Genomic DNA, 21,878 nt, shown 5'->3' on the forward strand with positions numbered 1-21,878 from the left:
TTTGGTAAGTGGCCTGTGGCGAATGAAGGGGCGGCGGGCCAGAGAACCCGCCGTGGCGAAGGCTCGCCGATTTACTGGACCAGCTCCTGCTCGCTGAACAGATCGTCAAAGAGCATGCTGGAAAGATAACGTTCGCCAGAGTCAGGCAGGACCACGACTATCATCTGGCCCTGCATTTCGGGCAACTGCGCCAGACGTACCGCAGCGGCCATGGCTGCGCCGCCCGAGATCCCGCAGAGGATGCCTTCCTCTCGCATCAGGCGCAGGGCCATGCTCTTGGACTCTTCGTCTGTGACTTGCTCGGCGCGATCGACCATGCTCAGATCCAGGTTGGCCGGAACGAAACCCGCGCCAATACCCTGAATCTTGTGCGGGCTGGGTTTCACCTCTTCACCGGCAAGCGTCTGGCTGATCACCGGCGAAGATGCCGGCTCCACCGCGACCGAGATTATCGCTTTGCCGCACTGGTTCTTTATATAGCGCGATACGCCAGTCAGTGTCCCGCCAGTGCCTACCCCTGAGACCAGTACATCTATTGACCCGTCGGTATCTTTCCAGATTTCGGGTCCGGTGGTTTTTTCATGAATATCCGGGTTGGACGGGTTTTCAAACTGTTGCAGCAGCAGATGCTGTTCCGGGTCGGACGCGGCGATCTCCTGTGCTTTCTGAATCGCGCCTTTCATGCCCTGTGCCGGCTCGGTCAACACCAGTTCGGCGCCGAGTGCCTTGAGAACCTTGCGCCGCTCCAGGCTCATTGATGCTGGCATGGTCAGGATCAGTTTGTATCCGCGGGCGGCTGCTACGTAAGCCAGACCGATGCCGGTGTTACCTGAAGTGGGTTCGACTATGGTCATTCCGGGTTTCAGGCGACCGCTGCCTTCGGCATCCCAGACCATGCTCGCACCTATGCGGCACTTGACGGAGTAGGCCGGGTTACGCCCTTCGATCTTCGCCAGGATATCCACGCCCTTGGGGCCGAGGCGGTTGATCCTGACCAGCGGCGTGTTACCGATGGACTGTGAATTATCAGCAAAGATATGGCTCATGGGTTGGTCCTCTTATTAACACCTGTGCCCTGACGGGTGGGGCGGTTCGGTCATACTGGATTCGCTGAACTGAGCCCGAGACGCGGGGTCAGTTGAGTATGAAAAAGCCTTTAAGCATCCTGCTCGTCGTGCTCGTGATTATAGCGCTTCTGTTGGTCGCGCTACGCGTGGCGTTGCCCGGTATTGTTCGCGATACGCTGAACGAAAAAATGGCCAGTATGGGCGAAGATTACCGGGGCGAAGTCGAGGATGTCGACCTGGCAATATGGCGCGGTGCGGCGACGCTGAAAAATGTCAGCGTTCACAAGGTTCAGGACAACGAGCAGGTTCCCTTTTTTCAGGCGCCCGAAGCGGACCTGTCGCTGCGTTGGGCACCGTTGATTCGCGAGCAGATACTGGCGATCAAGATACACCTTCTGGAGCCTGAGCTTAATTTTGTCGATGGCCCAGCGGAAGCCGATCAGTATGGCGACGAGGTCGACTGGCGCGACACGGTGAAGCAACTCCTGCAAGTCGATATCGATGAGTTTCATTACGACAACGGCAGCGTGCATTTCCGCAATTTCACCTCCGAGCCGCCCGTGAACGTCTATGCCACCAACGTCGATGTCATGGTGTACAACCTAACCAACGCGGAAGACAAGGACGGATCCAGGGACGCCCGTCTCGAAGGAACAGCTGACTTTCTCGACCACGCACCGGTTGAAGCCCAGGCCAATTTTGATCCCTTGCTGCGCTTTGAAAACTTCGACGCGCGGATGCGTCTGGATGGGCTAGATCTGACCCGGTTGAATGATTTTGCCGCGGCCTACGGCAATTTTGATTTCAAGGCCGGTCACGGCGAGGTCGTCATGGAGATCGAGGCGGAAGAAAGCCAGTTGAGTGGCTACGTCAAACCCTTGCTGCGCGAAGTTGAAGTGTTCGATTTCGAGCAGGATGTCGCCAACGAAGACAAGGGCTTCTTCCGCGGTATATGGGAAGCGCTGGTCCATGGCGGGGAAGAGGTACTGTCCAATCCCTCAGCTGACCAGTTTGCCACCCGGATTGAACTCGAGGGGTCGCTGGATGACCCTGAAGTCAGTGCAATGCAGGCTTTTTTCGCTATCTTGCGCAATGCGTTCGTAGAAGCTTTCACACCTCAGTTCGAACGCTCGCTGGGTACTGAAGAAGAGGGGTCCTGAGCCGGACGGGTACAGGCAATCTGATATCCATTCAGGTGGCGAATGGTCCGCCTTCGTTTACACCCCATCAAGCCCCAAGCTATAGTTTCGCCCTCGTTTATCCCTGTATGGCCTGGTTCAACCGGGCTTTCGTCCGAGGAATTCCCCGATGAAGTTCGAAGGCACTCAGTCTTACGTCGCCACTGACGACCTGAAGCTGGCGGTTAATGCTGCAATTACTCTGGAACGCCCACTGCTGATCAAGGGTGAGCCCGGCACCGGCAAGACCATGCTGGCCGAACAGTTGGCTGAGTCGATGGGCGCCAAACTGATCACCTGGCATATCAAGTCGACCACCAAGGCACACCAGGGCTTGTATGAATATGATGCGGTCAGCCGCCTGCGCGATTCCCAGCTTGGCGTCGACAAGGTGCATGACGTCAGCAACTATATAAAGAAGGGCAAGCTATGGGAGGCGTTCGAATCCGAAGAACGCGCTATCCTGCTAATCGACGAAATCGACAAGGCCGACATCGAGTTCCCCAATGACTTGCTGCAAGAGCTCGACAAAATGGAGTTCTTTGTCTACGAGACAAACGAAACCATAAAGGCCAAGCAACGCCCGATCATCATCATCACCTCGAACAACGAAAAGGAGCTGCCCGACGCCTTCCTGCGTCGCTGTTTCTTCCACTACATCGCTTTCCCTGACCGCGAGACCATGCAGAAGATCGTTGATGTCCACTATCCGGAAATCAAGAAAGAGCTGGTTTCCGAAGCAATGGATATCTTCTTCGATGTGCGCAAGGTGCCCGGCCTGAAAAAGAAACCCTCCACATCCGAGCTGGTCGACTGGCTCAAGCTGCTGATGGCTGACCAGATTCCGGAGGCGGTCCTGCGTGATCGCGACCCGACCAAGGCTATCCCGCCGTTGTACGGTGCGTTGCTGAAGAACGAGCAGGATGTGCATCTGCTGGAACGCCTGGCATTCATGACGCGCCGGCAGAATCGCTGATCGAACTTCGTTGAGTGCGGTCAGGCGACCGAGCCAGGACGCGCTCCATTATCGAAGCCGTGTCATTACAGGCGATGCATTCGGGGTTCGCCCACCGGACCCTGGAAATGTTGTCTACCCGTAGATAAAGGGGGTGCCCGATGTTACTGGGCCTGTTCAACGAAATGCGCGCAGCGAAGGTGCCGGTGTCGGTGCGGGAGCTGCTGGATTTGATCAATGCGTTGAAACACCATGTGGTGTTCGCCGACATGGACGAATTCTATTACCTCGCTCGCACCGTCATGGTTAAGGACGAGCGCCATTTCGACAAGTTCGATCGCGCGTTCGGTGCTTATTTCAAAGGGCTGGAGAACCTGGATCAGTTGCTGGAAGCGCTGATCCCGGAGGATTGGCTGCGCAAGCAATTCGAGCGCATGTTGACCGACGAAGAGCGCGAGAAGATCAAGTCGCTCGGCGGGTTGGACAAGCTGATCGAGGAGTTCAAGAAGCGCCTCGAGGAACAGAAGGAGCGTCACGCCGGCGGCAACAAGTGGATTGGCACCGGTGGCACCAGTCCTTTCGGCTCCGGTGGCTACAACCCCGAGGGCATCCGCGTCGGTGATGCGGGTCAGCGGCAGGGTAAAGCGGCCAAGGTCTGGGACAAGCGCGAATACAAGAATCTGGATGACCAGGTTGAGCTGGGAACGCGCAACATGAAGGTCGCGCTGCGTCGGCTGCGCAAGTTTGCACGCCAGGGTGCGGCTGACGAACTGGATATCGACGGTACCATCGACCATACCGCACGTGATGGCGGCCTGTTAAATATCCAGATGCGACCGGAGCGGCGTAATGCGGTAAAGCTGTTGTTGCTGTTCGATATCGGCGGCTCCATGGACGCGCATATCAAGGTCTGCGAGGAGCTCTTCTCGGCCTGTCGCACTGAATTCAAGCATCTCGAGTACTACTACTTCCATAACTGCGTGTACGAATCAGTTTGGAAGAACAATATGCGCCGGACGGCCGAACGGACCTCCACGCTGGACCTGCTGCACAAGTACGGGCCGGACTACAAGGTGGTGTTTGTTGGCGATGCGGCGATGGCGCCCTATGAGATCACTCAGCCGGGTGGGAGCGTCGAGCATTGGAACGAGGAAGCCGGGCACGTCTGGATTCAGCGGTTCATGCAGCAGTACAAAAAACTCATCTGGATTAATCCCTATCCCAAAGATGCTTGGGATTACACTTCCTCGACGCGCATCATCCGTGACCTGATCGAAGACCGTATGTATCCCTTGACCCTGGAAGGTCTGGAAGAGGGGATGAAATACCTGGCCAAGTAAGTTGGTGGCTGCCCGGAACGGCGAGCGGGTTCAGCCGTAAAAACCTGTAGCTTAAACCTCGGCCCAACGGCGCAGCAGGTTGTGGTATACGCCGGTCAGCTGGAGGATGTCCGGGTCAGCCTTCGGCTGGCGCGGCGTCAATCCCTGAATGGACTGATCAAGATCGAACAGCAAGCTCCGCTTGCCCTCATCACGTACCATGCTCTGGATCCAGAAGAACGAGCACACCCGCGTTCCCCGGGTTACCGGTTCGACCCGATGCAGACTGGTAGATGGATACAGCACCAGATCACCGGCGGCCAGCTTGATCTGTTGCGCGCCAAAGGCCGTTTCGATGGTGAGTTCACCGCCATCGTATTCCTCTGGTTCAGACAGAAAGAGCGTAGCCGACAGGTCACTTCGAAGCGTGCCATGACTGCCGGGAAGCGGCATCACCGCGCCGTCCACATGAGCACCGTAATGGCCCCCATCGCTATAGCTGTTGAATCTGGGCGGGTAGATCTTCTCCGGCAGGGCGGCGGAAATGAACAGCGGATGACTGCCTAGCCTGCGCACAATGTGATTGCCAAGCTCCACTGCAATAGTTGCGTTCGCGTCGATCTGCCTGTTCTGCTTGACGCCGGCGGCAAGGGTGCCGGCTGTATGCGAGCCATCCTGCCAGTCGGCCTGGTCCAGATGGCGTCGACATTCCCTTACCTCATCTTTGCTCAGTACATTGTCGATGACCATCAGCATTTTCAGTCCCCCATCAGACAGCCCGGGTTTATATCGCTCAGTGTCGGGGTGCCGGCAAGCGCCATGCACACCTCCAGTTCCTCGCGCAGAAGCTTGAGCATATGCGCTACGCCCAGCGCGCCGGCGGTCGCCAGGGCGTAACCCTGTAATCGCCCGATCAGTACCGCGTCGGCGCCAAGCGCCAGCGCTTTGAAAACGTCCGTCCCACTGCGAATGCCGCTATCCAGCAGCAGCGGGTAATTGCCCCCGACCGCTTCGCGCACTGCCGCGAGGCAATGCAGACTGGCGGGCACGCCATCAAGAGACCGGCCGCCATGATTGGATACGATCTGTCCGGCGACACCCAGTGTTTTCAAACGCACGGCATCAGCCGGATGGCTTACGCCTTTGGCAAGAACAGGCAGACGGGTCTGGGTCACCAGCCACTCCAGATCGTCCCAGTCTGGCGCTTCGGACATCATGCCATGTAGAAGAATGCTCTGGCCTGGTGCAAGCGCGCGCTGCGGTAACGGCTTGCACTCGGCCAGGTTGGGCGGCGTATCGCTTGGCAAGCGAAAGCCGGCAATGTGCGCGCGGCGGCTTAACGCCTGAACCGGCGTGTCGAGAGTCAGGACAATGGCCTGATAACCAGCCGCTTCTGCGCGGCTCAAGAGGCGCAGCGTATCCTCCCGGCGGGGCTGCCAGTACAGCTGGAACCATTTGCTTGCGGCGGTTGCAGCGCAGACATCTTCCAGCGGCAGCGAGCTCAGGGTGCTGGCGACCATACAGGTGCCGGTGGCGTCTGCAGCGCGTGCAACGGCGCGCTCCGCTTCAGTATGCAGGAGTTGCTGATGACCAACGGGTGCCAGCAGTATCGGATGCTCAAGCGATGTGCCGCACAGGCTTTGACAGGTGCTGGCTGTCTGGAAGTTGTTCAGCAGACGCGGAGTTATCCGCACGGTAATAAACGCCTCGCGATTGGCGCGCAGGGTTTGCTCGGTGCCGCTGCCGCCTGCAAGCCAGGCAAGCGTTGGCGGGGGAATGTGCTGGGCCGCGCGATCTTCATAATCCGCGGCGGCGAGAATGTCGGCTGGAATCTGCTCCAGCGGGGGGTGAACTGTCATGGTGCATCCTGACGAACCGGTGTGTGAGCGGCGTGGCCGAACCCGGTGAGAATATCACCGGGCCGGTCCAGGCTAGCTACGAATCAGAATTCGTAGGCCAGGGTCAGCCGCGCGTTGCGCCGGTCGCCGATGTAGGCAAACGAGCCGCTACGGTAGGAGGCAAGATAGTAGTCCTCGTTGGTCAGGTTGTTTACGTTCAAGCGAGCCGACAGGTTCTTGTTGAACTGGTAGTTGGCGAACGCATCGTAAACGGTATAGGAGGGTACATGCCGGTCGCCAGCGGCCGCATCAGGCTGACCTGAATAGACCTCGCTGCGGTAGGTGCTTGCTGCGCCCACTGCGAGCTCCGGTGTGAGTTGGTAACGCATTTGTACATAGAGGCTCTTGTCAGCAAACTGGGCCAACGTTCCGCCTTCGTTTTCCTCGTCCACGCTATCGATGATCTCAGCGTTCATCACCGCCGCACCGACCACGGTGCTCAGCTTATCGGTGATGTTACCGGCTGCGCTGACTTCGAAGCCGTGGACACGGTTCTTGCCGGTATTCAGGGTGCCTGTCGTTTCATAATCGGCGCCTTCCATGACGTCATCCTTGGTGATGTGGAATGCAGCAGCGGTCAGCAGCAGTTTCTCATCCATCAAGTTCCACTTGGTGCCGAGTTCGTAGTTCACTGATTTCTCAGGTTTGCTTTCACCGATCAGGTCGGCGCTGCCGCACAGCCCGCCGTAGCCGCAGTTGCCGCCGACATCCGACTCACCGCCATTGATTTCCGCTGAGGTGCTGTAAGTGGCGTAGACATTGCCGTACTGATTGATTTTATAAGTCAGACCGAGGTGGCCATTCCACAATGTATCGGAGTAGTCATATTTGGTCGTTACGCCATCACGCCCGGTTACCAGGTTGGTGTAATCGAAACGGTCGGCACGGATGCCGGCCGCCAGGATCCACCTGTCGGTGAGATCGATGGTGTCCATCAGCGATACCGAAAGCGTATCAATGGAATAGTCGGAGGATTTGGCTCCCTTCGCATAACTGCGCTGGAAGAGTTCGTCGATGTCAGCCACTTCGTTGCCGGCCGGGTCGATGATGCAATAGCCCGGCGAGGCGCCGCCACGGCCAGACAGAACACAGTTGGGCGCGCCATTGTTGGCAATGTCGAATCGACCGTTTTCCACGTCGTGCTTGCTGTACTCGGTACTGAATACGAACTGGTTGCGCATGCCGCCGAGTTCAGTATCGAAATACAGGTTGGTGATGTTCGCGAAGTAATCGACCTCCTGCCAACCGTTGTGCGTGCTCAGCCCAATGGTGGGTGTGCCTGAGATCAGGTCGGTGTTGCCGCGCGCGCCGGTAACGATGTAGCCGTTCTCGGTGGTGCCGTAGCGCATGGCGTTTTCCAGGCGCAGGTTATCGGTGAAGTCATAGCCGACGCGGAAGGTCAGGGTTTCGACGTCTGATTCGAGGAAGTCGTTGCGCTGCGCGTAGACCGGGATGTCATCGTTGGGGTCGTTGTCCGCATCAAGGTAGGAGCCGAGATCAGGCATGTCCTTGGCGTCGAGGTAGTAATAGTCCGCCTTGAAATCGAGTTTGTCAGTTGCCTGCCAGGCGCCAGCCAGGGCTATACCGTTGCGCTCGCGGTCAGCCGGATCACGGTCCGGCACCTCTTCATAGGCGTGCAGCAGGTTCAGACGTACGGCGACGTCGTCGCTGATCGCGAGGTTGCTGTCCAGCGTAACGCGGCGGTGGTCGTCAGTGCCGATGCCGCCCTGGATCTTGTTGAAGCTGTACTCTGAGCTGGCCTGTTTCGTCACGCCGTTGATGGCGCCGCCTGTTGAACCGCGGCCGGCGAATGTCGAACTCGGGCCCTTGGTGATTTCGACCTGTTCCAGCGCGAAGCTTTCACGCGTAGTCATGCCCGGATCGCGAAGACCATCGACAAATACGTCACTGCGCGCTTCATGGCCGCGGATGACGTATCGATCGCCGAAAGCGTTGCCGTTTTCGCCAGTACCCAGAGTAATGCCGGGCTGCGCCGCGAGGATTTCCTTCAGGTCGTCCTTGCCGGAGTCCTGAATCTGCGTCTGGGTAAGAACGGTGATGGTCTGCGGCGTTTCTGCCAGCGGCATCACCTTGCGACGGTCTCCGGAATATTTCGCCTTGTAGGGTGCGCCAGGCTCGGCGTAGGGGTTTGTGTCCAGGGTGCGCTCTTCGATCTGCAGCGTATCCAGCTCGAAGGTTTCGTCCTCCTGGGCAAAGGCCAACGGAGTACACAGGGCAGCTGAAATACTGATCGCCAGGGCACTGCGGCCTGTCAGGGCAGGGCGCGCGGTTGCGCGCAGGGTCATGGGTCGCAAGGTTTTCGCAGACATTTTCGTTCAGTCCTTATGGGTGTCTATCGGGTGATGAGGGAGTACTCAACGGGAACAGCCAGGGAGATCCGATCGCGTCCCATCGAATCCGGGATGGGCGGTAGCGGTTCAGCCTTGGCCAGCATGTCGAGCGCAGCCTGGTCCAGCCCGGCATTGCCGGAGCTTTTCTTGATGGATGCGCTCAGAACCTGTCCGTCGCGGTCGATGGAAAACTGCAGGACAACGGTGCCCTGGATCTTTTCCTTCTTCAGGTGCGGCGGGTATTCCTTGTGTTGATTCAGCCAACCCATCAGGTCAGCGAAATAGCTCTTGGCATCCCCCTTGTTGCCACCGGCCTGTCGCGTCGACTCTCGTCCGGTTGCGCGGGTAGTTGCGACGGTGCTGGGCTTGCGAGGCTCGGCGGACGGCGCCTGCACATCGGCTGGCCTGGATGGTGACTGCGGTTCGGCGGTCTCTGGCTTGCTCTCGGGCAATGCCGTCTGCGTATGGGAAACCTTGATGTCCGCCACATCAGGCGCGGGTTTGGTGACGGGTTTGATCTCGGGGCTGGGCTTGGGCTTGGGCTTGGGCTCGGGCGTGGGCTTGGGTTTGGGCTTGGGCGTAGGCGCAGGCTGAACAACTGGCTCTGCTTTCGGTTCGGGCTCTGGTGCGGACTCCGGCTCGGTTTGGGGTGCCGGCTCGTTGCTCGGTTCGACTGTTTCCGACGGTTCCGGTGCAGTCTGGTCAACAGCCTCTGCGTAACTGCCGGCCATTCCCAGGCCCACTTCCAGCCCGAACTCGCCTTCGTCCTGGGCTGAGCTGACTGTTTCAGTTGAGCGAGTGGCCAGAGCCACAGCGAAACCAATATGCAAAGCCAGAGCGGCGGTCAGGGCGGCGATCCAGGTGCGCGCTGTCATCACTCGGCCTCGCTGTACAGGGAATGCAGCGTGATCGTGCTGACGCCGAGTTCGCGGAGCAGTGTGAATACCTTGTCCAGCTCGCTTGCAGTGGCATCGCGATCGGCTCGCAGCGATACGCGCACGGCGCTTTCCTCGCTGGCTAAGGAATTCAGTCGTCGTTCGAGGGTGTCTGGGTCGACCGTCACTCCATCGAGCATCAGCGCGCCGTTCACCTTCATCGACAGCTCGATTTCCGCAGGCTCCAGAGCCAGGCGGCTTATTGAACTCGGTGGACGAATGTCCGCATCCTGCGGCTGAGCGATCTGGCCTGCGACCATGAAAAAAATGAGGAGCAGGAAGACGATATTGATCAGCGGAATAAGGCTGTCGTCCGCGGAACGTAATCCGCGACGGGACATCAGGGTTGGCTCGCGCATGGTCAGCGTCCGCCCCCTTCGTTGGCACCGGGTGAGGCGACGCCGCCCATGGTGACGGCCACACCCAACCGCTTGAGTTCTTCGAGGCGGCTGATAATGAGCTGTACGCGGGTATCTGCTTCCGGTAGCAGTATCAGCGTGCTGTCCGCGGCAAATGCAGCAGGCGATACGTCTTGAGTTGCGCCTATTTCCAGTGAGCCATCGGCCAGACGCATCGAGCCATCGGCGCGCAGAACCAGCATCAGCGGCTGGCTATCGACAGGTTCATCTGTGCTCACCGGTGAATGAAAATCCACCGCTTTCCACTGGCTGAACGTGGAGGTAAGCATGAAGAACATCAGCAGAATGAACACCACGTCGATCAACGCCGTGAGGCTGATCTTGCGTGACCTGCGGTTGTATAGGGCGGCGGGTTGCATCAGGCAAGCTTCAGGTGGGATTTGGCATCCACCGCCGCGGTGCTGCGTGCTGTATCCAGGCTCAGGAGATGCTCCAGATCGTTCTGGATCACGCCCGCCTGAAACTCGACACGGCGTTCCAGCCAGCTATGTACCAGGGAGACAGGAATCGCTACGCCGAGCCCGACGGCGGTGGTAAGCAGCGCTACCCAAATCCCTCCCGAAAGAACCGCGGGATTCACCTGTTCACCGGCAGCTTCCATCGCCTGAAAGGCTTCGATCATGCCCAACACGGTGCCCAGCAGCCCCAGCAATGGCGCCACGGTGGCGATGACTTCGAGAATCCGCAGGTATCGGCCCAGGTCAGAGATGACCTGTCTCGCCTGGCGCATCACTTCCTGAGACAGCGCGTCGCCGTGCAGCTTGCCCTGGTCGATCAGCTGCAAAGCCTGTGCGATCAGATGTGCACGGGGCGCACGCCGGCCTTTAACCAGGACCAGCGCTTGCGAATGTTCGCCATTGGCGAAGTGAGAAATTGCTTGCTTAACGACTGCGTCGCCGCCGTCGCGCATGCTCCAGAACTGAGCCAGCTTTACTAGCGCGACGGTAAGCGCAACGATCGAGAAGAGCGTTAAAACCCAAACGACTGGGCCGCCAAGGGACAGGATATGCAGAGCTGGAGCGAGCATGCGTGTCAATCCTAATCAAAATGAGAAGAATTCGCATTCTACTTAATAGGGCGGACTCTGCAACAAATCTTTACGTTTGGCACTACCGGTGCCCCGGTAATGCCAACTGCGTCGCATCACTCCGCGACTGTTACAGACGGCAGGACCGGGCGGGCCAGGCTGACTTTCTCGGTGGGTGCCATAACGGTCGCAACCCCCTCAACAACCTTCTTGCCATCCTGATTGAACACCGGTGTGGCGATCCGGACGCGGTTCTTAGGCAGCTTTTCAAGCACTTCGAGATCAATACGAATCTCGTCACCCAGGCGTACCGGACGAAGGAAACTCAGTTCCTGACCTATATAGATGGAGCCGGGACCGGGGAGCTCACACGCGATGGTGGCGGAGATGAACGACCCGGCGAGCATGCCGTGGGCAATCCGACCCTTGAAAGGCGTTGTTGCGGCGAAGGCTTCGTCCAGATGGACCGGGTTCACATCACCGGACACTTCGGCAAACAGAATCAGGTCACGCTCTGTGACCGTGTGGGTAACGCTGGCCTTGTCGCCAACCGAGAGTTCGTCATAGGTGCGGTTTTCGAGCATTTGCATGAGTGGCATTCCAGGTGGTGGTTTCGAATGAATCCTGCCGATGTAGGCGGCGAGGGCGATGAGTCAATTCTACCGCAGTTGCAACTTGTAACCGCAGCTGTCAACAGGGTTGGCGGAGCCCGGTGCAGATGCCATATTCATGTTGCTGATGAAGCAGATCTGTAATTTGCACCAAACCGAGTTACTGGTAGTTTGCTGAGCACAGTTGCGCCCGCTCGATCGCTGTAGGCCGCGAAATAAACCAATCAGGAGAGAGGACAAGAATAATGGATGCAGCATTCTGGGAAGATAAACGGCCCGCCGGCGTCCCTAACGATATAGACCTTAGCCAATACAGCTCCATAATTGATGTGTTTGAGCGCTCTTGTAATAAGTATGCCGAGCGTCCCGCCTTCACGTGTATGGGCACTACGATTACCTATGGTGAGCTGGAAAAACAGGCCGGGGCCTTTGCCAGCTATCTGCAGAATCACACGGATCTTCAACCGGGTGATCGCATCGCTATTCAGATGCCGAACGTGTTGCAGTTTCCTGTGGCGGTGTTTGGGGCGATTCGCGCTGGTCTGGTAGTGGTGAATACCAATCCGCTGTATACCGCGCGGGAGATGCGGCATCAGTTCACCGATTCGGGCGCCAAGGCCCTTGTGTATATGAACGTGTTTGGCCATCTGGTCGAGCAGGTACTGCCCGATACCGAGATCAAGCATCTCTTCGAAGCGCGCATGGGTGACATGCTGCCCACGCTCAAGGGAGCCCTGACCAACCTTGCGGTTAAACATGTGCGCAAGCTGGTGCCGGAATACAAGCTGCCTCAAGCAGTCTCGTTCAAGGCTGCTCTGGCCCGCAGCAAGGGCAATTCGCCTCGCCAGGTCGGCAAAACCATGGACGATGTTGCGGTTCTGCAATACACCGGCGGCACCACCGGCCCCTCCAAGGGCGCCATGTTGACGCACCGTAACCTGGTCGCCAACATGCTGCAGGTCTACGCCAACATGCAGCAGCTCAACAAGAACGGCGAGAAGATCATGAACGACTCAGGGGAGGTCATTATCGCGCCCCTGCCGCTGTATCACATCTTCGCCTTTACCGTGAACCTGATGTGCATGATGGTCGCCGGTCACCATAACGTGCTCATTACCAACCCGCGGGATATTCCCGGTTTCGTGCGGGAGCTGAAGAAATGGAAGTTCTCTTCAATGGTCGGGCTGAATACGCTTTTCGTGGCCCTGATGGACCATCCCGAGTTCGACCAGATTGATTTCTCCAATCTGAAAGGCACTACCTCTGGCGGCACCGCGCTGGTCAAGGCAACCGCCGACCGCTGGGAAAAGAAAACAGGCAAGGGTATTGGCGAGGGCTATGGTTTGACCGAATGCTCCCCGGTTGTATGCTCCAGCCCAAGCGATGGTCTGCAGCGCCTCGGCTATGTCGGTCTGCCGGTACCGGGCACCGCGCTGAAAACCATTGATGACGATGGCAACGAAACGGCTATCGGTGAGCGTGGCGAGCTGTGCGTCAAGGGCCCGCAGGTGATGCTTGGATATTGGGAGCGGCCTGATGCCACTGCCGAGGCCATCGAGGATGGCTGGCTGAAGACCGGTGATATCGCCATCATCGAGGACGACGGTTTCGTACGCATCGTGGATCGGAAAAAGGATCTGGTGATCGTGTCCGGCTTCAACGTGTACCCGAACGAGATTGAAGATGTTGTGGCGGCTCACCCGAAGGTGGCCAATGCGGCTGTTATCGGTGTGCCAGACGAGAAGTCCGGCGAGGCGGTCAAGCTTTTCGTAGTGCCCAACTCACCGGATCTGACAATCGAAGAGCTCAAGGCGTACTGCAAGGAGAACTTCACCGGCTACAAGGTGCCCCGGCATTACGAGCTGCGCGACTCTCTGCCTATGACGCCAGTGGGCAAAATTCTGCGCCGCGAACTGCGCGGCCAGTGATTTTCGCAGGTGACAGCTGCCCATCGTCCGGCTTCCGGCGATGGGCAGCGTTGTTTTCAAGCCCCAGGTTCTGCGTCGGGGCGGCAGGGCAGCCTTCAAGCAAACGTCTTTCCTCCAGACTGACAGTGCTGGCCTGTTGGCCGGTAAACCTTTTTATCCCCGTCAACGCCAGCTTTTTTGCCTACTGTCACAACGCCAAACAAGGGAAATTGAGTTACTGGTCGCGCTATAGAAAAACTGCTAATCTTCGGCCACTTTTCGACTCAATTGGGCCAAATATTCATATTTGAATCGAAAGTCACATCATTGCGGAAACCCAAAAAAAGCGAATCGGCTGTGGCATGACCGGTCGAGCTAAGGAGCGGGGCATCTAATGCACGAGAATTTCTGGAAGGACAAGTATCCGGCTGGCATCGTTACGGAAATCGATCCCGACCAATACCCCAGTGTGCTTGCTGTATTGAAGGAATCATGCGAACGCTTTGCTGACAAGCCAGCGTTCAGTAATCTGGGCAAGACCATTACCTATGGCGAGCTCTATCAATTATCGGGTGAGTTTGCTGCCTACCTCCAAGCGCACTCCGGGCTGCAGCCAGGCGACCGCATCGCCATCCAGCTCCCGAACGTCCTGCAATACCCCATCGTTGTATTTGGTGCCATGCGCGCCGGTTTCGTGGTTGTGAACACCAATCCGTTGTATACCGCTCGGGAAATGGAACATCAGTTCAACGACTCTGGAGCCAAGGCACTGGTCTGTCTGGCAAACATGGCTTACCTGGCGCAGGAAGTGGTCCCGAAGACCGGCGTGAAGCACGTTGTGGTGACAGAAGTTGCTGACATGCTGCCGACCTTCAAGCGGCTGCTGATCAATGCCGTGGTCAAGCATGTCAAGAAAATGGTTCCTGACTACTCGATTCCCGGTTCGACGACCTTCGTCAAAGCCATGTCCGCTGGCAAGAACGCAGCGCTGACTGAAGCCAGCCCCAAGGGCGACGATACAGCCGTGCTGCAGTACACCGGCGGTACGACCGGCGTTGCCAAGGGTGCGATGCTGACTCACCGCAATCTGATAGCCAACATGCTGCAATGCAAAGCGGTCATGCCGGCGGAGCTGCGCGACGGTGAAGAAGTGTTTATCTGCCCCTTGCCGCTGTATCACATTTACGCGTTCACCTTTCACTGCATGTCCGTCATGGTCACGGGTAATCACAACATCCTGATTACCAACCCGCGCGATATTCCTGCGTTTGTGAAGGAGATCTCCAAGGTCAAATTCAGCGGCTTCGTTGGCTTGAACACGTTGTTCGCTGCGTTGTGCAACGATGACGCGTTCCGCCAGCTGGACTTCAGCGGTATGAAGCTGACCCTGTCCGGCGGTATGGCATTGCAGCAGGCCACTGCCGAGCGCTGGGAAAAAGTGACGGGTAGCCAGGTCTGCGAGGGGTATGGCATGACCGAGACCAGCCCGGTGGTATCTGTGAACCCGTCCAGCGCTGTGCAGCTCGGTACGATCGGTTTGCCGGTACCCTCGACCCTGTGCAAGGTGATCGATGATGAGGGTAATGAACTGGCGATTGGCGAGCGCGGCGAGCTGTGCGTTAAAGGCCCGCAGGTCATGAAGGGCTATTGGAAGCGTCGGGAAGCGACCGAAGAGATACTCAGTGCCGACGGCTGGCTACAAACCGGTGACATCGCTGTGATCCAGGAAGACGGCTATATGCGCATCGTCGACCGGAAGAAGGACATGATCGTGGTTTCCGGCTTCAACGTGTATCCCAACGAACTGGAAGACGTGATGGCTGCGATCCCGGGCGTCGTGCAATGTGCCGCAATCGGCGTGCCGGACGAAAAGTCAGGCGAAGCGATCAAGGTATTTCTGGTCAAGGCGCCGGGTGCTGAGTTGACCGCCGACCAGGTCAAAACCCACATGCGCGAGAAGCTGACAGCCTACAAAGTGCCGCGTCAGGTCGAGTTCCGTGAAGAATTGCCTACCACCAACGTCGGCAAGATTCTGCGACGCGAATTGCGCGATGAGGAATTGAAGAAGCTCGGCGCGAAATAACACCCGCGCACGGTTCTTTGCGACAATAAGCCCCGTCCGGTTGCCCGGTCGGGGTTTTTGCTTTTTCCGCTATCTGAAACAGACAGGAACGAATGACCGATTTTCATGCATTAGCCGCCAAGCTCGATCAGGCCATGTCCGCCGACCGGCAACCTTTGCTGAGACAGTTGCACGCTCTGCGCAAACAGCCTGAGCCAGCCCGGCTTGAGCAATGGCTTGCGCGGTTCGAGACGTCACGCTCGAAGGTCGAATCGCGTCGGGCCAGCATCCCGCTGATGCGTTATGACGACAACCTGCCGATAGCGGCCAAGCGCGCGGAGATCACCGAGGCGATAGCCAATAATCAGGTGGTGGTGATTGCCGGCGAAACCGGCTCGGGCAAAACCACGCAGATTCCAAAAATCTGTATGGAGCTTGGCCGCGGCGCCCATGGCCTGATCGGACACACGCAACCACGGCGGCTGGCTGCACGCACAGTCGCCACCCGGGTCGCTGAGGAAATAGGCACCACGCTCGGAGAACTGGTTGGCTTTCAGGTGCGTTTCACTGATCAGAGCAATGAGCGCACGCTGGTCAAGCTGATGACCGACGGGATTCTGTTGGCCGAAACCCAGCATGATCGGTTCCTGAACAAGTACGACACGCTGATCATCGACGAGGCGCACGAACGCAGCCTCAACATCGACTTTCTGCTGGGCTATCTGAAAACCATCCTGCCCAAGCGCCCTGATCTGAAAATCATCATTACCTCTGCCACCATCGACCTCGAGCGCTTCTCCGACCATTTCGACGGCGCCCCCATCATCGAGGTGTCCGGTAGAACCTATCCGGTGGATCTGTGGTATCGCCCGCTGGCCTCTGAAAATGACGAGGAGGGCAACCAGATCGAGGAAGACCTCAGCATCGATCAGGGGATTCTTGCAGCCCTGCAGGAGATGGAGGCACACGAGCGGGCCAACCGTCTGCCGCCGGGTGATGCGCTGGTATTTTTGCCGGGCGAGCGGGAGATCCGCGACACCGCTGAATATCTGCGCAAGGCCAACCTGCGGCATACCGAGATCCTGCCGTTGTATGCGCGCCTGTCGGTATCCGAGCAGCAGAAGATTTTCGCATCCCATGCCGGACGCAGGGTGGTGCTTGCTACCAACGTGGCGGAAACATCGCTTACGGTGCCGGGCATTCTCTATGTGATTGATCCAGGTGAGGCGCGGATAAGCCGTTACAGCCCTCGCTCCAAGGTTCAGCGACTGCCGGTCGAGGCGATTTCCCAGGCCAGCGCCAATCAGCGAAAAGGGCGGTGCGGGCGGGTCGCACCGGGTATCTGTGTACGACTGTATTCGGAGCAGGATTTCGAAAGCCGTCCTGCCTTTACTGATCCGGAAATCCTGCGCACCAACCTTGCGGCAGTCATTCTGCAGATGTTGCATCTGCGACTGGGCCGGATCGAGGATTTCCCGTTCATTGAGCCGCCGGATGGCCGGGCCATCAGTGACGGGTTCAACTTGTTGCAGGAGCTGGGCGCGGTGGACAAGGCCGGCGTTATCAGCGAGGTGGGGCGTCAACTCGCACGCCTGCCGGTTGACCCGCGCATTGGGCGGATGCTGATCGAGGCGAACGAACGCAACAGCCTGGATGAAGTACTCATTATCGCCAGCGCCCTTGCGGTACAGGATCCGCGCGAGCGCCCCATCGAACGGCAGCAGGCGGCCGATCAGACGCATAGCCAATGGAAGGACGAGCATTCCGACTTTGCCGCCTTCATCAATCTATGGCGCGGGTTTGAATCCCAGCGTCAGGAGCTGAGCCAGAATCAACTACGCAGCTGGTGCCGGCGTAACTTTCTAAATTATCTGCGCATGCGCGAGTGGCGCGAAACGCATCGGCAGATACTTTTGACCTGCCGAGAACTCAATCTATCTGTAAACAAGGAACCGGCAGCTGACGATGCGGTGCACAAGGCACTGCTCGCTGGGCTGCTCAGTCAGCTCGGAAACAAGATGGAGGAGGGCGATTACCTGGGCGCGCGGCAACGTCGCTTCATGCTGCATCCCTCCTCGGCGCTGGCCAAAAAGCGGCCGGCGTGGGTAATGGTCGCCGAGCTGACCGAGACGCGCAGGTTATACGGGCGGCTCGCAGCCAAGATCGATCCGCTGTGGGTCGAGCCGCTGGCAGGGCACCTGGTCAAGACCAATCACAGCGAACCGCACTGGGAGAAAAGGCGCGGGCAGGTCGTCGCTTATGAACAGGTCACCCTGTACGGGCTGATCATAGTGCCAAAACGCAAAGTGCACTTTGGGCCGATTGACCCCGTCGCGTCCCGCGAAATTTTCATCCGGCAGGCGTTGGTGGCAGGCGAATGGCATGGCCGCTCGGCATTCAACAAGGCCAACCAGGCGTTGCTTGAGGAACTGGAGGCGCTTGAAGCCAAGGCCCGCAAGCGGGACATTCTGGTCGATGACGAAACGCTCTATCGTTTCTTTGATGCGCGGATTCCGGCAAATATCTATCAGCTGGCGAGTTTCGAACGTTGGTTGAAAAAGCAAAGCCAGACCGACCCCATGCTGTTGCACATGACCCGCGAGGAGCTTCTGCAGCGCGATGCCAACGAAGTCAGCGTCGAGCAGTATCCTGATACCTGGCGCTGGGAGCGCGTTGCATTGCCGCTCAGCTATCGTTTTGAACCAGGGCATGCCGAAGATGGCGTAACGCTCCGTGTGCCGGCAGCCTTGCTGCGGCAGCTACCGGAAGAGCGTCTCGACTGGCTGGTGCCGGGGCTGATCTATGACAAATGCCTTGCGCTGGTACGTGGGTTGCCCAAGGCATTGCGCAAGAACTTTGTTCCCGTACCGGATTTTGTCCGCGCTGCGCTTGAGCGTATGCCCTTCGGACAGGGCAAGCTGACCGAGGTGCTCGGTCACGAGCTCAGCCGCATGACAGGCGCGCGCCTGCCAGAAGACGTATGGGATGAGGTCAAGGTAGAAGACCACCTGTTGATGCGACTCGAAGTGGTGGATGCGGATGGCACCCCGATTGCCACCGGTCGTGACTTCAATGCTCTGTGTCGTCAGGTGTCAGGCCAGACTGTCGCTGCGATGGAGCACCCCCCGACGGCGCAGCAGGCGGCGCCTGCCGGAGCACCCGGCGAATACGTCTTGCCGCAGACGGTGAACCGTAAACAGGCGGGGATCGCCGTGACGTTCTGGCCGGCCTGGGTTGATCAGGGCGATGAAGTAATCGAGCAGCTTTTCGATATCGAAGGGCAAGCGGAACAGGCGCACCGGCGCGGCGTGCAGCGGCTACTGCTGCAACGGTTACCCGAACAGGTGAAATTCCTACGGCAGAAAGTACCTGCTATGAAGGAGGCGGCTATCTACTTCCGTGAACTGGGTAACCAGCAGCAGCTGACCGATGATGTCCTGCTGGCGACGGTAGATCGGGTGTTCCTGCCAGCCGGGCAACCGCTGCCGCGAGATCCGCAGACGCTTGATCAGCTGCTTGAGCAGGGCCGTGGGGACTTCGTCCCGGCAGCAGAAAAGCTCGCCGCGCAGGTACTGAACATTCTCAAGAGCTGGCACAGTATTCAGAAGCGACTCAAGGGCAAAATCGACCTGTCATGGGCGCTGGCGATGAATGATATCCGCGAGCAACTGAGTAACCTTGTTTTCAAGGGATTCGTGCGGGAAGTTCCGGCCGAATGGCTGGACCAGTATCCGCGGTATCTGAATGCCCTCGATCAGCGGCTGGACAAATTGTCCGCGCAGGTGCAGCGTGACCGCGTGTGGACCGATGAAATCCAGCAGCTATCGCAGCAGTATCGCGCCAGGGCTGAGAAGTATCGCCAGGAAGGCCGGTGGGACGATCGCCTGGTCACCTGGCGCTGGTTGTTGGAAGAATATCGGGTATCGTTGTTTGCCCAGCAGCTAGGCACTCGCGTACCGGTGTCGGCCAAGCGGCTGAATAAACTGTGGCAGGAAATCCCCGCCTGATGCCGGCGCTGTAGCCAGTCTAGATACAAGGATCAATCTGTGACGCAACTGCTCATCAGCTCTGAACTGCTTTCCCTCTCGGCGGAGGTACGGCTGCACGTCCAGCACGTACGCACCGGCGCGGGCGGCCCGGCGATTCTGCTGATCCACGGGCTGGCGGAAGACAAGCATATCTACCATCTGAATTCAGGCGGCGGGCTCGCAGTCTTTCTCGCAGAAGCGGGGTTCGACGTATACATCGGGGAGCTTCGTGGTTACGGCAAGAGCAAGCCGGCGCTCAAACCGGGTATGGAAATCAGTCAGCATCAGATCATTACCGAAGACCTGCCGGCTTTTTTCGATCTGATTCAACGCAACCATCCGGACGAACCCTTTTTCGCAGCCGGACATGGCTGGGGCAGTGTCTTGCTGGCGAGCGCATTGATTCGCCGACCAGAGGTACTGGGCAAAGTTGCCGGTCTGGTGCATTTTGCCGGCAGCCGTGCGCGCCAGGCTGGCTTGCGTCCGCAAAGCCTGCCGTCGGAACTGTTATGGCGGCGTGTGGCGCCGCTCATCGGCCGGCGCAAGGGGTTGATCCCCGCCTGTTCGCTGGGTATTGGCTCGGCTGATGTATCGCTCAGACTGCACGCAGAGCATCTGCAGTGGGCCTGGGGCGGTGAATGGCGTGATCAGCAGGACGCTTTCGATTATGCTCTGGCACTGAGAACTCTGGCCTGGCCCGCTGGATTGTATCTGGCGGGCAATGATGACCACCACCTGGGGCATTTTTCCGACGTCAAGGCCTTTGCCTGCGAGCTGGGCGAACATGACGCGCAGATCATACGACTGAAGAAGGGCACCGGTTGTTCGCGGGACTACGGGCACAATGACCTGCTGACGCATCCGCAGGCCGAGGTGGATCACTTCCCGCTGGTGCTGTCCTGGCTTGAACAGCACAGCCCTGAAATACCGTCGCAGCTTCGTGAGACAACGATGCGCGACACCAACACTAATTGACGAGGACCGACCGTGCATAGAGTCGTGATAAGCGGAACAGGTTTGTACACCCCGCCGAACAGCATCAGTAATGAGGAGCTGGTCGGGAGTTTCAATGCCTTCGTGACGAAATTCAACGAAGAGAACGCCGAGGCGATCAGCCGGGGCGAGGTGGAGGCGCTGTCGCCGTCCAGTACCGAGTTTATCCAGAAGGCTTCAGGCATCAAAAGTCGCTACGTGATGAACAAGAGCGGCATTCTCGACGTCGACCGCATGAAGCCTGACATTCCCGAGCGCAACAATGATGAGTGGTCGATCCTGTGCGAAATGTCGGTCAAGGCGGCAACCGAGGCGCTGGAGCGTGCTGGACGTACGGCAGCGGACATCGACGGCGTTATTGTTGCCTGCTCGAACCTGCAGCGCCCTTATCCGGCCATTGCCGTGGAAGTCCAGGAAGCGCTTGGCATCGAGGGCTTTGGCTTCGACATGAACGTTGCCTGCTCTTCGGCCACCTTTGGCATCCAGACAGCTGCCAACTCGGTGCAGCTGGGCCAGGCGCGGGCGATCCTGATGGTCAACCCTGAAATCTGTACCGGCCACATGAACTTCCGTGACCGTGACAGCCATTTCATTTTTGGCGATGCCTGTACTGCGGTTATTGTGGAACGTGCCGATCAAGCGGTTTCGAAGAACCAGTTCGAAGTGCTCGGTACCAAGTTGCTGACCAAGTTCTCTAACGCTATCCGCAATAACTTCGGTTTTCTCAACCGGGCCGATGAAAGCGGCCAGGACCTGCCTGACAAACTGTTTATCCAGCAGGGTCGCAAGGTGTTCAAGGAGGTCTGTCCAATGGTGGCTGACTTGATCGGCAAACATCTGCAGGAGACGGACCTGCCGGTTACTGATGTCAAACGCTTCTGGCTGCACCAGGCGAACCTGAACATGAATATGCTCATCGCCCGAAAGCTGCTCGGCCGTGATCCGGAAGAGCATGAAGCGCCCGTGGTACTGGATGAATATGCCAATACCAGCTCTGCGGGTTCCATTATCGCGTTCCACAAGCACCAGGACGACCTGCCCGCAGGTAGCCACGGTGTGATTTGCTCCTTCGGAGCGGGGTATTCGATTGGCTGTGTGATTCTGCGCAAGCTGTAAATCAGACTGGCC

Annotated in this window: 17 protein-coding genes; 8 read left to right on the top strand and 9 right to left on the bottom strand. The window is 58.3% G+C overall.

Annotated elements, in window-relative coordinates; translation table 11 throughout:
• Nucleotides 1-71: 71 nt before the first annotated feature.
• Nucleotides 72-1,046 (bottom strand): cysteine synthase A, encoded by a 975-nt coding sequence (gene cysK / locus HG264_RS03970; protein WP_169406441.1) that lies wholly within the window; start codon nucleotides 1,044-1,046, stop codon nucleotides 72-74.
• Nucleotides 1,047-1,144: 98 nt separating this feature from the next.
• Between cysK and HG264_RS03975 the strand changes: the two genes are divergently transcribed.
• From HG264_RS03975 to HG264_RS03985, 3 genes are all read left to right on the top strand, one after another.
• Nucleotides 1,145-2,227: a DUF748 domain-containing protein gene (locus HG264_RS03975; RefSeq protein WP_169406442.1), complete on the top strand. Its 1,083-nt coding sequence runs from the start codon at nucleotides 1,145-1,147 to the stop codon at nucleotides 2,225-2,227.
• Between the two features lie 148 nt (nucleotides 2,228-2,375).
• Complete coding sequence (locus tag HG264_RS03980; RefSeq protein WP_169406443.1) at nucleotides 2,376-3,221, top strand: MoxR family ATPase; 846 nt, start codon at nucleotides 2,376-2,378, stop codon at nucleotides 3,219-3,221.
• 140 nt (nucleotides 3,222-3,361) lie between these two features.
• The gene (locus HG264_RS03985; protein ID WP_169406444.1) at nucleotides 3,362-4,540 is read left to right on the top strand and encodes a VWA domain-containing protein; all 1,179 of its coding nucleotides are present in this window, start codon (nucleotides 3,362-3,364) and stop codon (nucleotides 4,538-4,540) included.
• A 51-nt stretch (nucleotides 4,541-4,591) separates the two neighbouring features.
• On the opposite strand, the gene HG264_RS03990 is transcribed toward HG264_RS03985, so the two are convergent.
• The 8 genes from HG264_RS03990 to HG264_RS04025 all read right to left on the bottom strand — a co-directional run bounded on the left by HG264_RS03990 (nucleotide 4,592) and on the right by HG264_RS04025 (nucleotide 11,739).
• Nucleotides 4,592-5,275 (bottom strand): Fe2+-dependent dioxygenase, encoded by a 684-nt coding sequence (locus HG264_RS03990; RefSeq protein WP_169406445.1) that lies wholly within the window; start codon nucleotides 5,273-5,275, stop codon nucleotides 4,592-4,594.
• Nucleotides 5,276-5,277: 2 nt separating this feature from the next.
• Nucleotides 5,278-6,378 (bottom strand): alpha-hydroxy acid oxidase, encoded by a 1,101-nt coding sequence (locus HG264_RS03995; protein ID WP_169406446.1) that lies wholly within the window; start codon nucleotides 6,376-6,378, stop codon nucleotides 5,278-5,280.
• Between the two features lie 83 nt (nucleotides 6,379-6,461).
• Nucleotides 6,462-8,747 carry a TonB-dependent siderophore receptor gene (locus HG264_RS04000; protein ID WP_169406447.1) on the bottom strand — a complete coding sequence of 762 codons (2,286 nt, stop codon included), beginning with the start codon at nucleotides 8,745-8,747 and terminating at the stop codon, nucleotides 6,462-6,464.
• A gap of 23 nt (nucleotides 8,748-8,770) precedes the next feature.
• A complete protein-coding gene (locus HG264_RS04005) occupies nucleotides 8,771-9,643 on the bottom strand; it encodes an energy transducer TonB (protein ID WP_169406448.1) in 873 nt (290 codons plus the stop codon).
• Nucleotides 9,643-10,062, bottom strand: a complete 420-nt coding sequence (locus HG264_RS04010; protein ID WP_169406449.1) for a biopolymer transporter ExbD — start codon at nucleotides 10,060-10,062, stop codon at nucleotides 9,643-9,645. Before HG264_RS04010 ends, HG264_RS04005 begins: the two co-directional genes overlap by 1 nt.
• Before the next feature lie 2 nt (nucleotides 10,063-10,064).
• Nucleotides 10,065-10,481, bottom strand: a complete 417-nt coding sequence (locus HG264_RS04015) for a biopolymer transporter ExbD (protein WP_169406450.1) — start codon at nucleotides 10,479-10,481, stop codon at nucleotides 10,065-10,067.
• On the bottom strand, nucleotides 10,481-11,149 hold the full coding sequence (locus tag HG264_RS04020; protein WP_169406451.1) for a MotA/TolQ/ExbB proton channel family protein: 669 nt from the start codon (nucleotides 11,147-11,149) through the stop codon (nucleotides 10,481-10,483). Before HG264_RS04020 ends, HG264_RS04015 begins: the two co-directional genes overlap by 1 nt.
• Before the next feature lie 116 nt (nucleotides 11,150-11,265).
• Nucleotides 11,266-11,739 carry a MaoC/PaaZ C-terminal domain-containing protein gene (locus HG264_RS04025; protein ID WP_169406452.1) on the bottom strand — a complete coding sequence of 158 codons (474 nt, stop codon included), beginning with the start codon at nucleotides 11,737-11,739 and terminating at the stop codon, nucleotides 11,266-11,268.
• 266 nt (nucleotides 11,740-12,005) lie between these two features.
• On the opposite strand from HG264_RS04025, the gene HG264_RS04030 reads away from it, so the two are divergent.
• From HG264_RS04030 to HG264_RS04050, 5 genes are all read left to right on the top strand, one after another.
• The gene (locus HG264_RS04030) at nucleotides 12,006-13,688 is read left to right on the top strand and encodes a long-chain-fatty-acid--CoA ligase (RefSeq protein ID WP_169406453.1); all 1,683 of its coding nucleotides are present in this window, start codon (nucleotides 12,006-12,008) and stop codon (nucleotides 13,686-13,688) included.
• A 373-nt stretch (nucleotides 13,689-14,061) separates the two neighbouring features.
• On the top strand, nucleotides 14,062-15,750 hold the full coding sequence (gene fadD1 / locus HG264_RS04035) for a long-chain-fatty-acid--CoA ligase FadD1 (RefSeq protein WP_169406454.1): 1,689 nt from the start codon (nucleotides 14,062-14,064) through the stop codon (nucleotides 15,748-15,750).
• A 92-nt stretch (nucleotides 15,751-15,842) separates the two neighbouring features.
• Nucleotides 15,843-19,736 (top strand): ATP-dependent RNA helicase HrpA, encoded by a 3,894-nt coding sequence (gene hrpA, locus HG264_RS04040; protein ID WP_169406455.1) that lies wholly within the window; start codon nucleotides 15,843-15,845, stop codon nucleotides 19,734-19,736.
• Between the two features lie 39 nt (nucleotides 19,737-19,775).
• Nucleotides 19,776-20,732, top strand: coding sequence for an alpha/beta fold hydrolase (locus HG264_RS04045; protein ID WP_169406456.1), 957 nt, complete (start codon nucleotides 19,776-19,778; stop codon nucleotides 20,730-20,732).
• A gap of 12 nt (nucleotides 20,733-20,744) precedes the next feature.
• Entirely contained in the window at nucleotides 20,745-21,866 is a 1,122-nt protein-coding gene (locus tag HG264_RS04050) for a beta-ketoacyl-ACP synthase III (RefSeq protein ID WP_169406457.1), read from the top strand.
• Nucleotides 21,867-21,878: the final 12 nt, after the last annotated feature.

This window comes from Pseudomonas sp. gcc21, assembly GCF_012844345.1.
Lineage (GTDB): Bacteria > Pseudomonadota > Gammaproteobacteria > Pseudomonadales > Pseudomonadaceae > Halopseudomonas.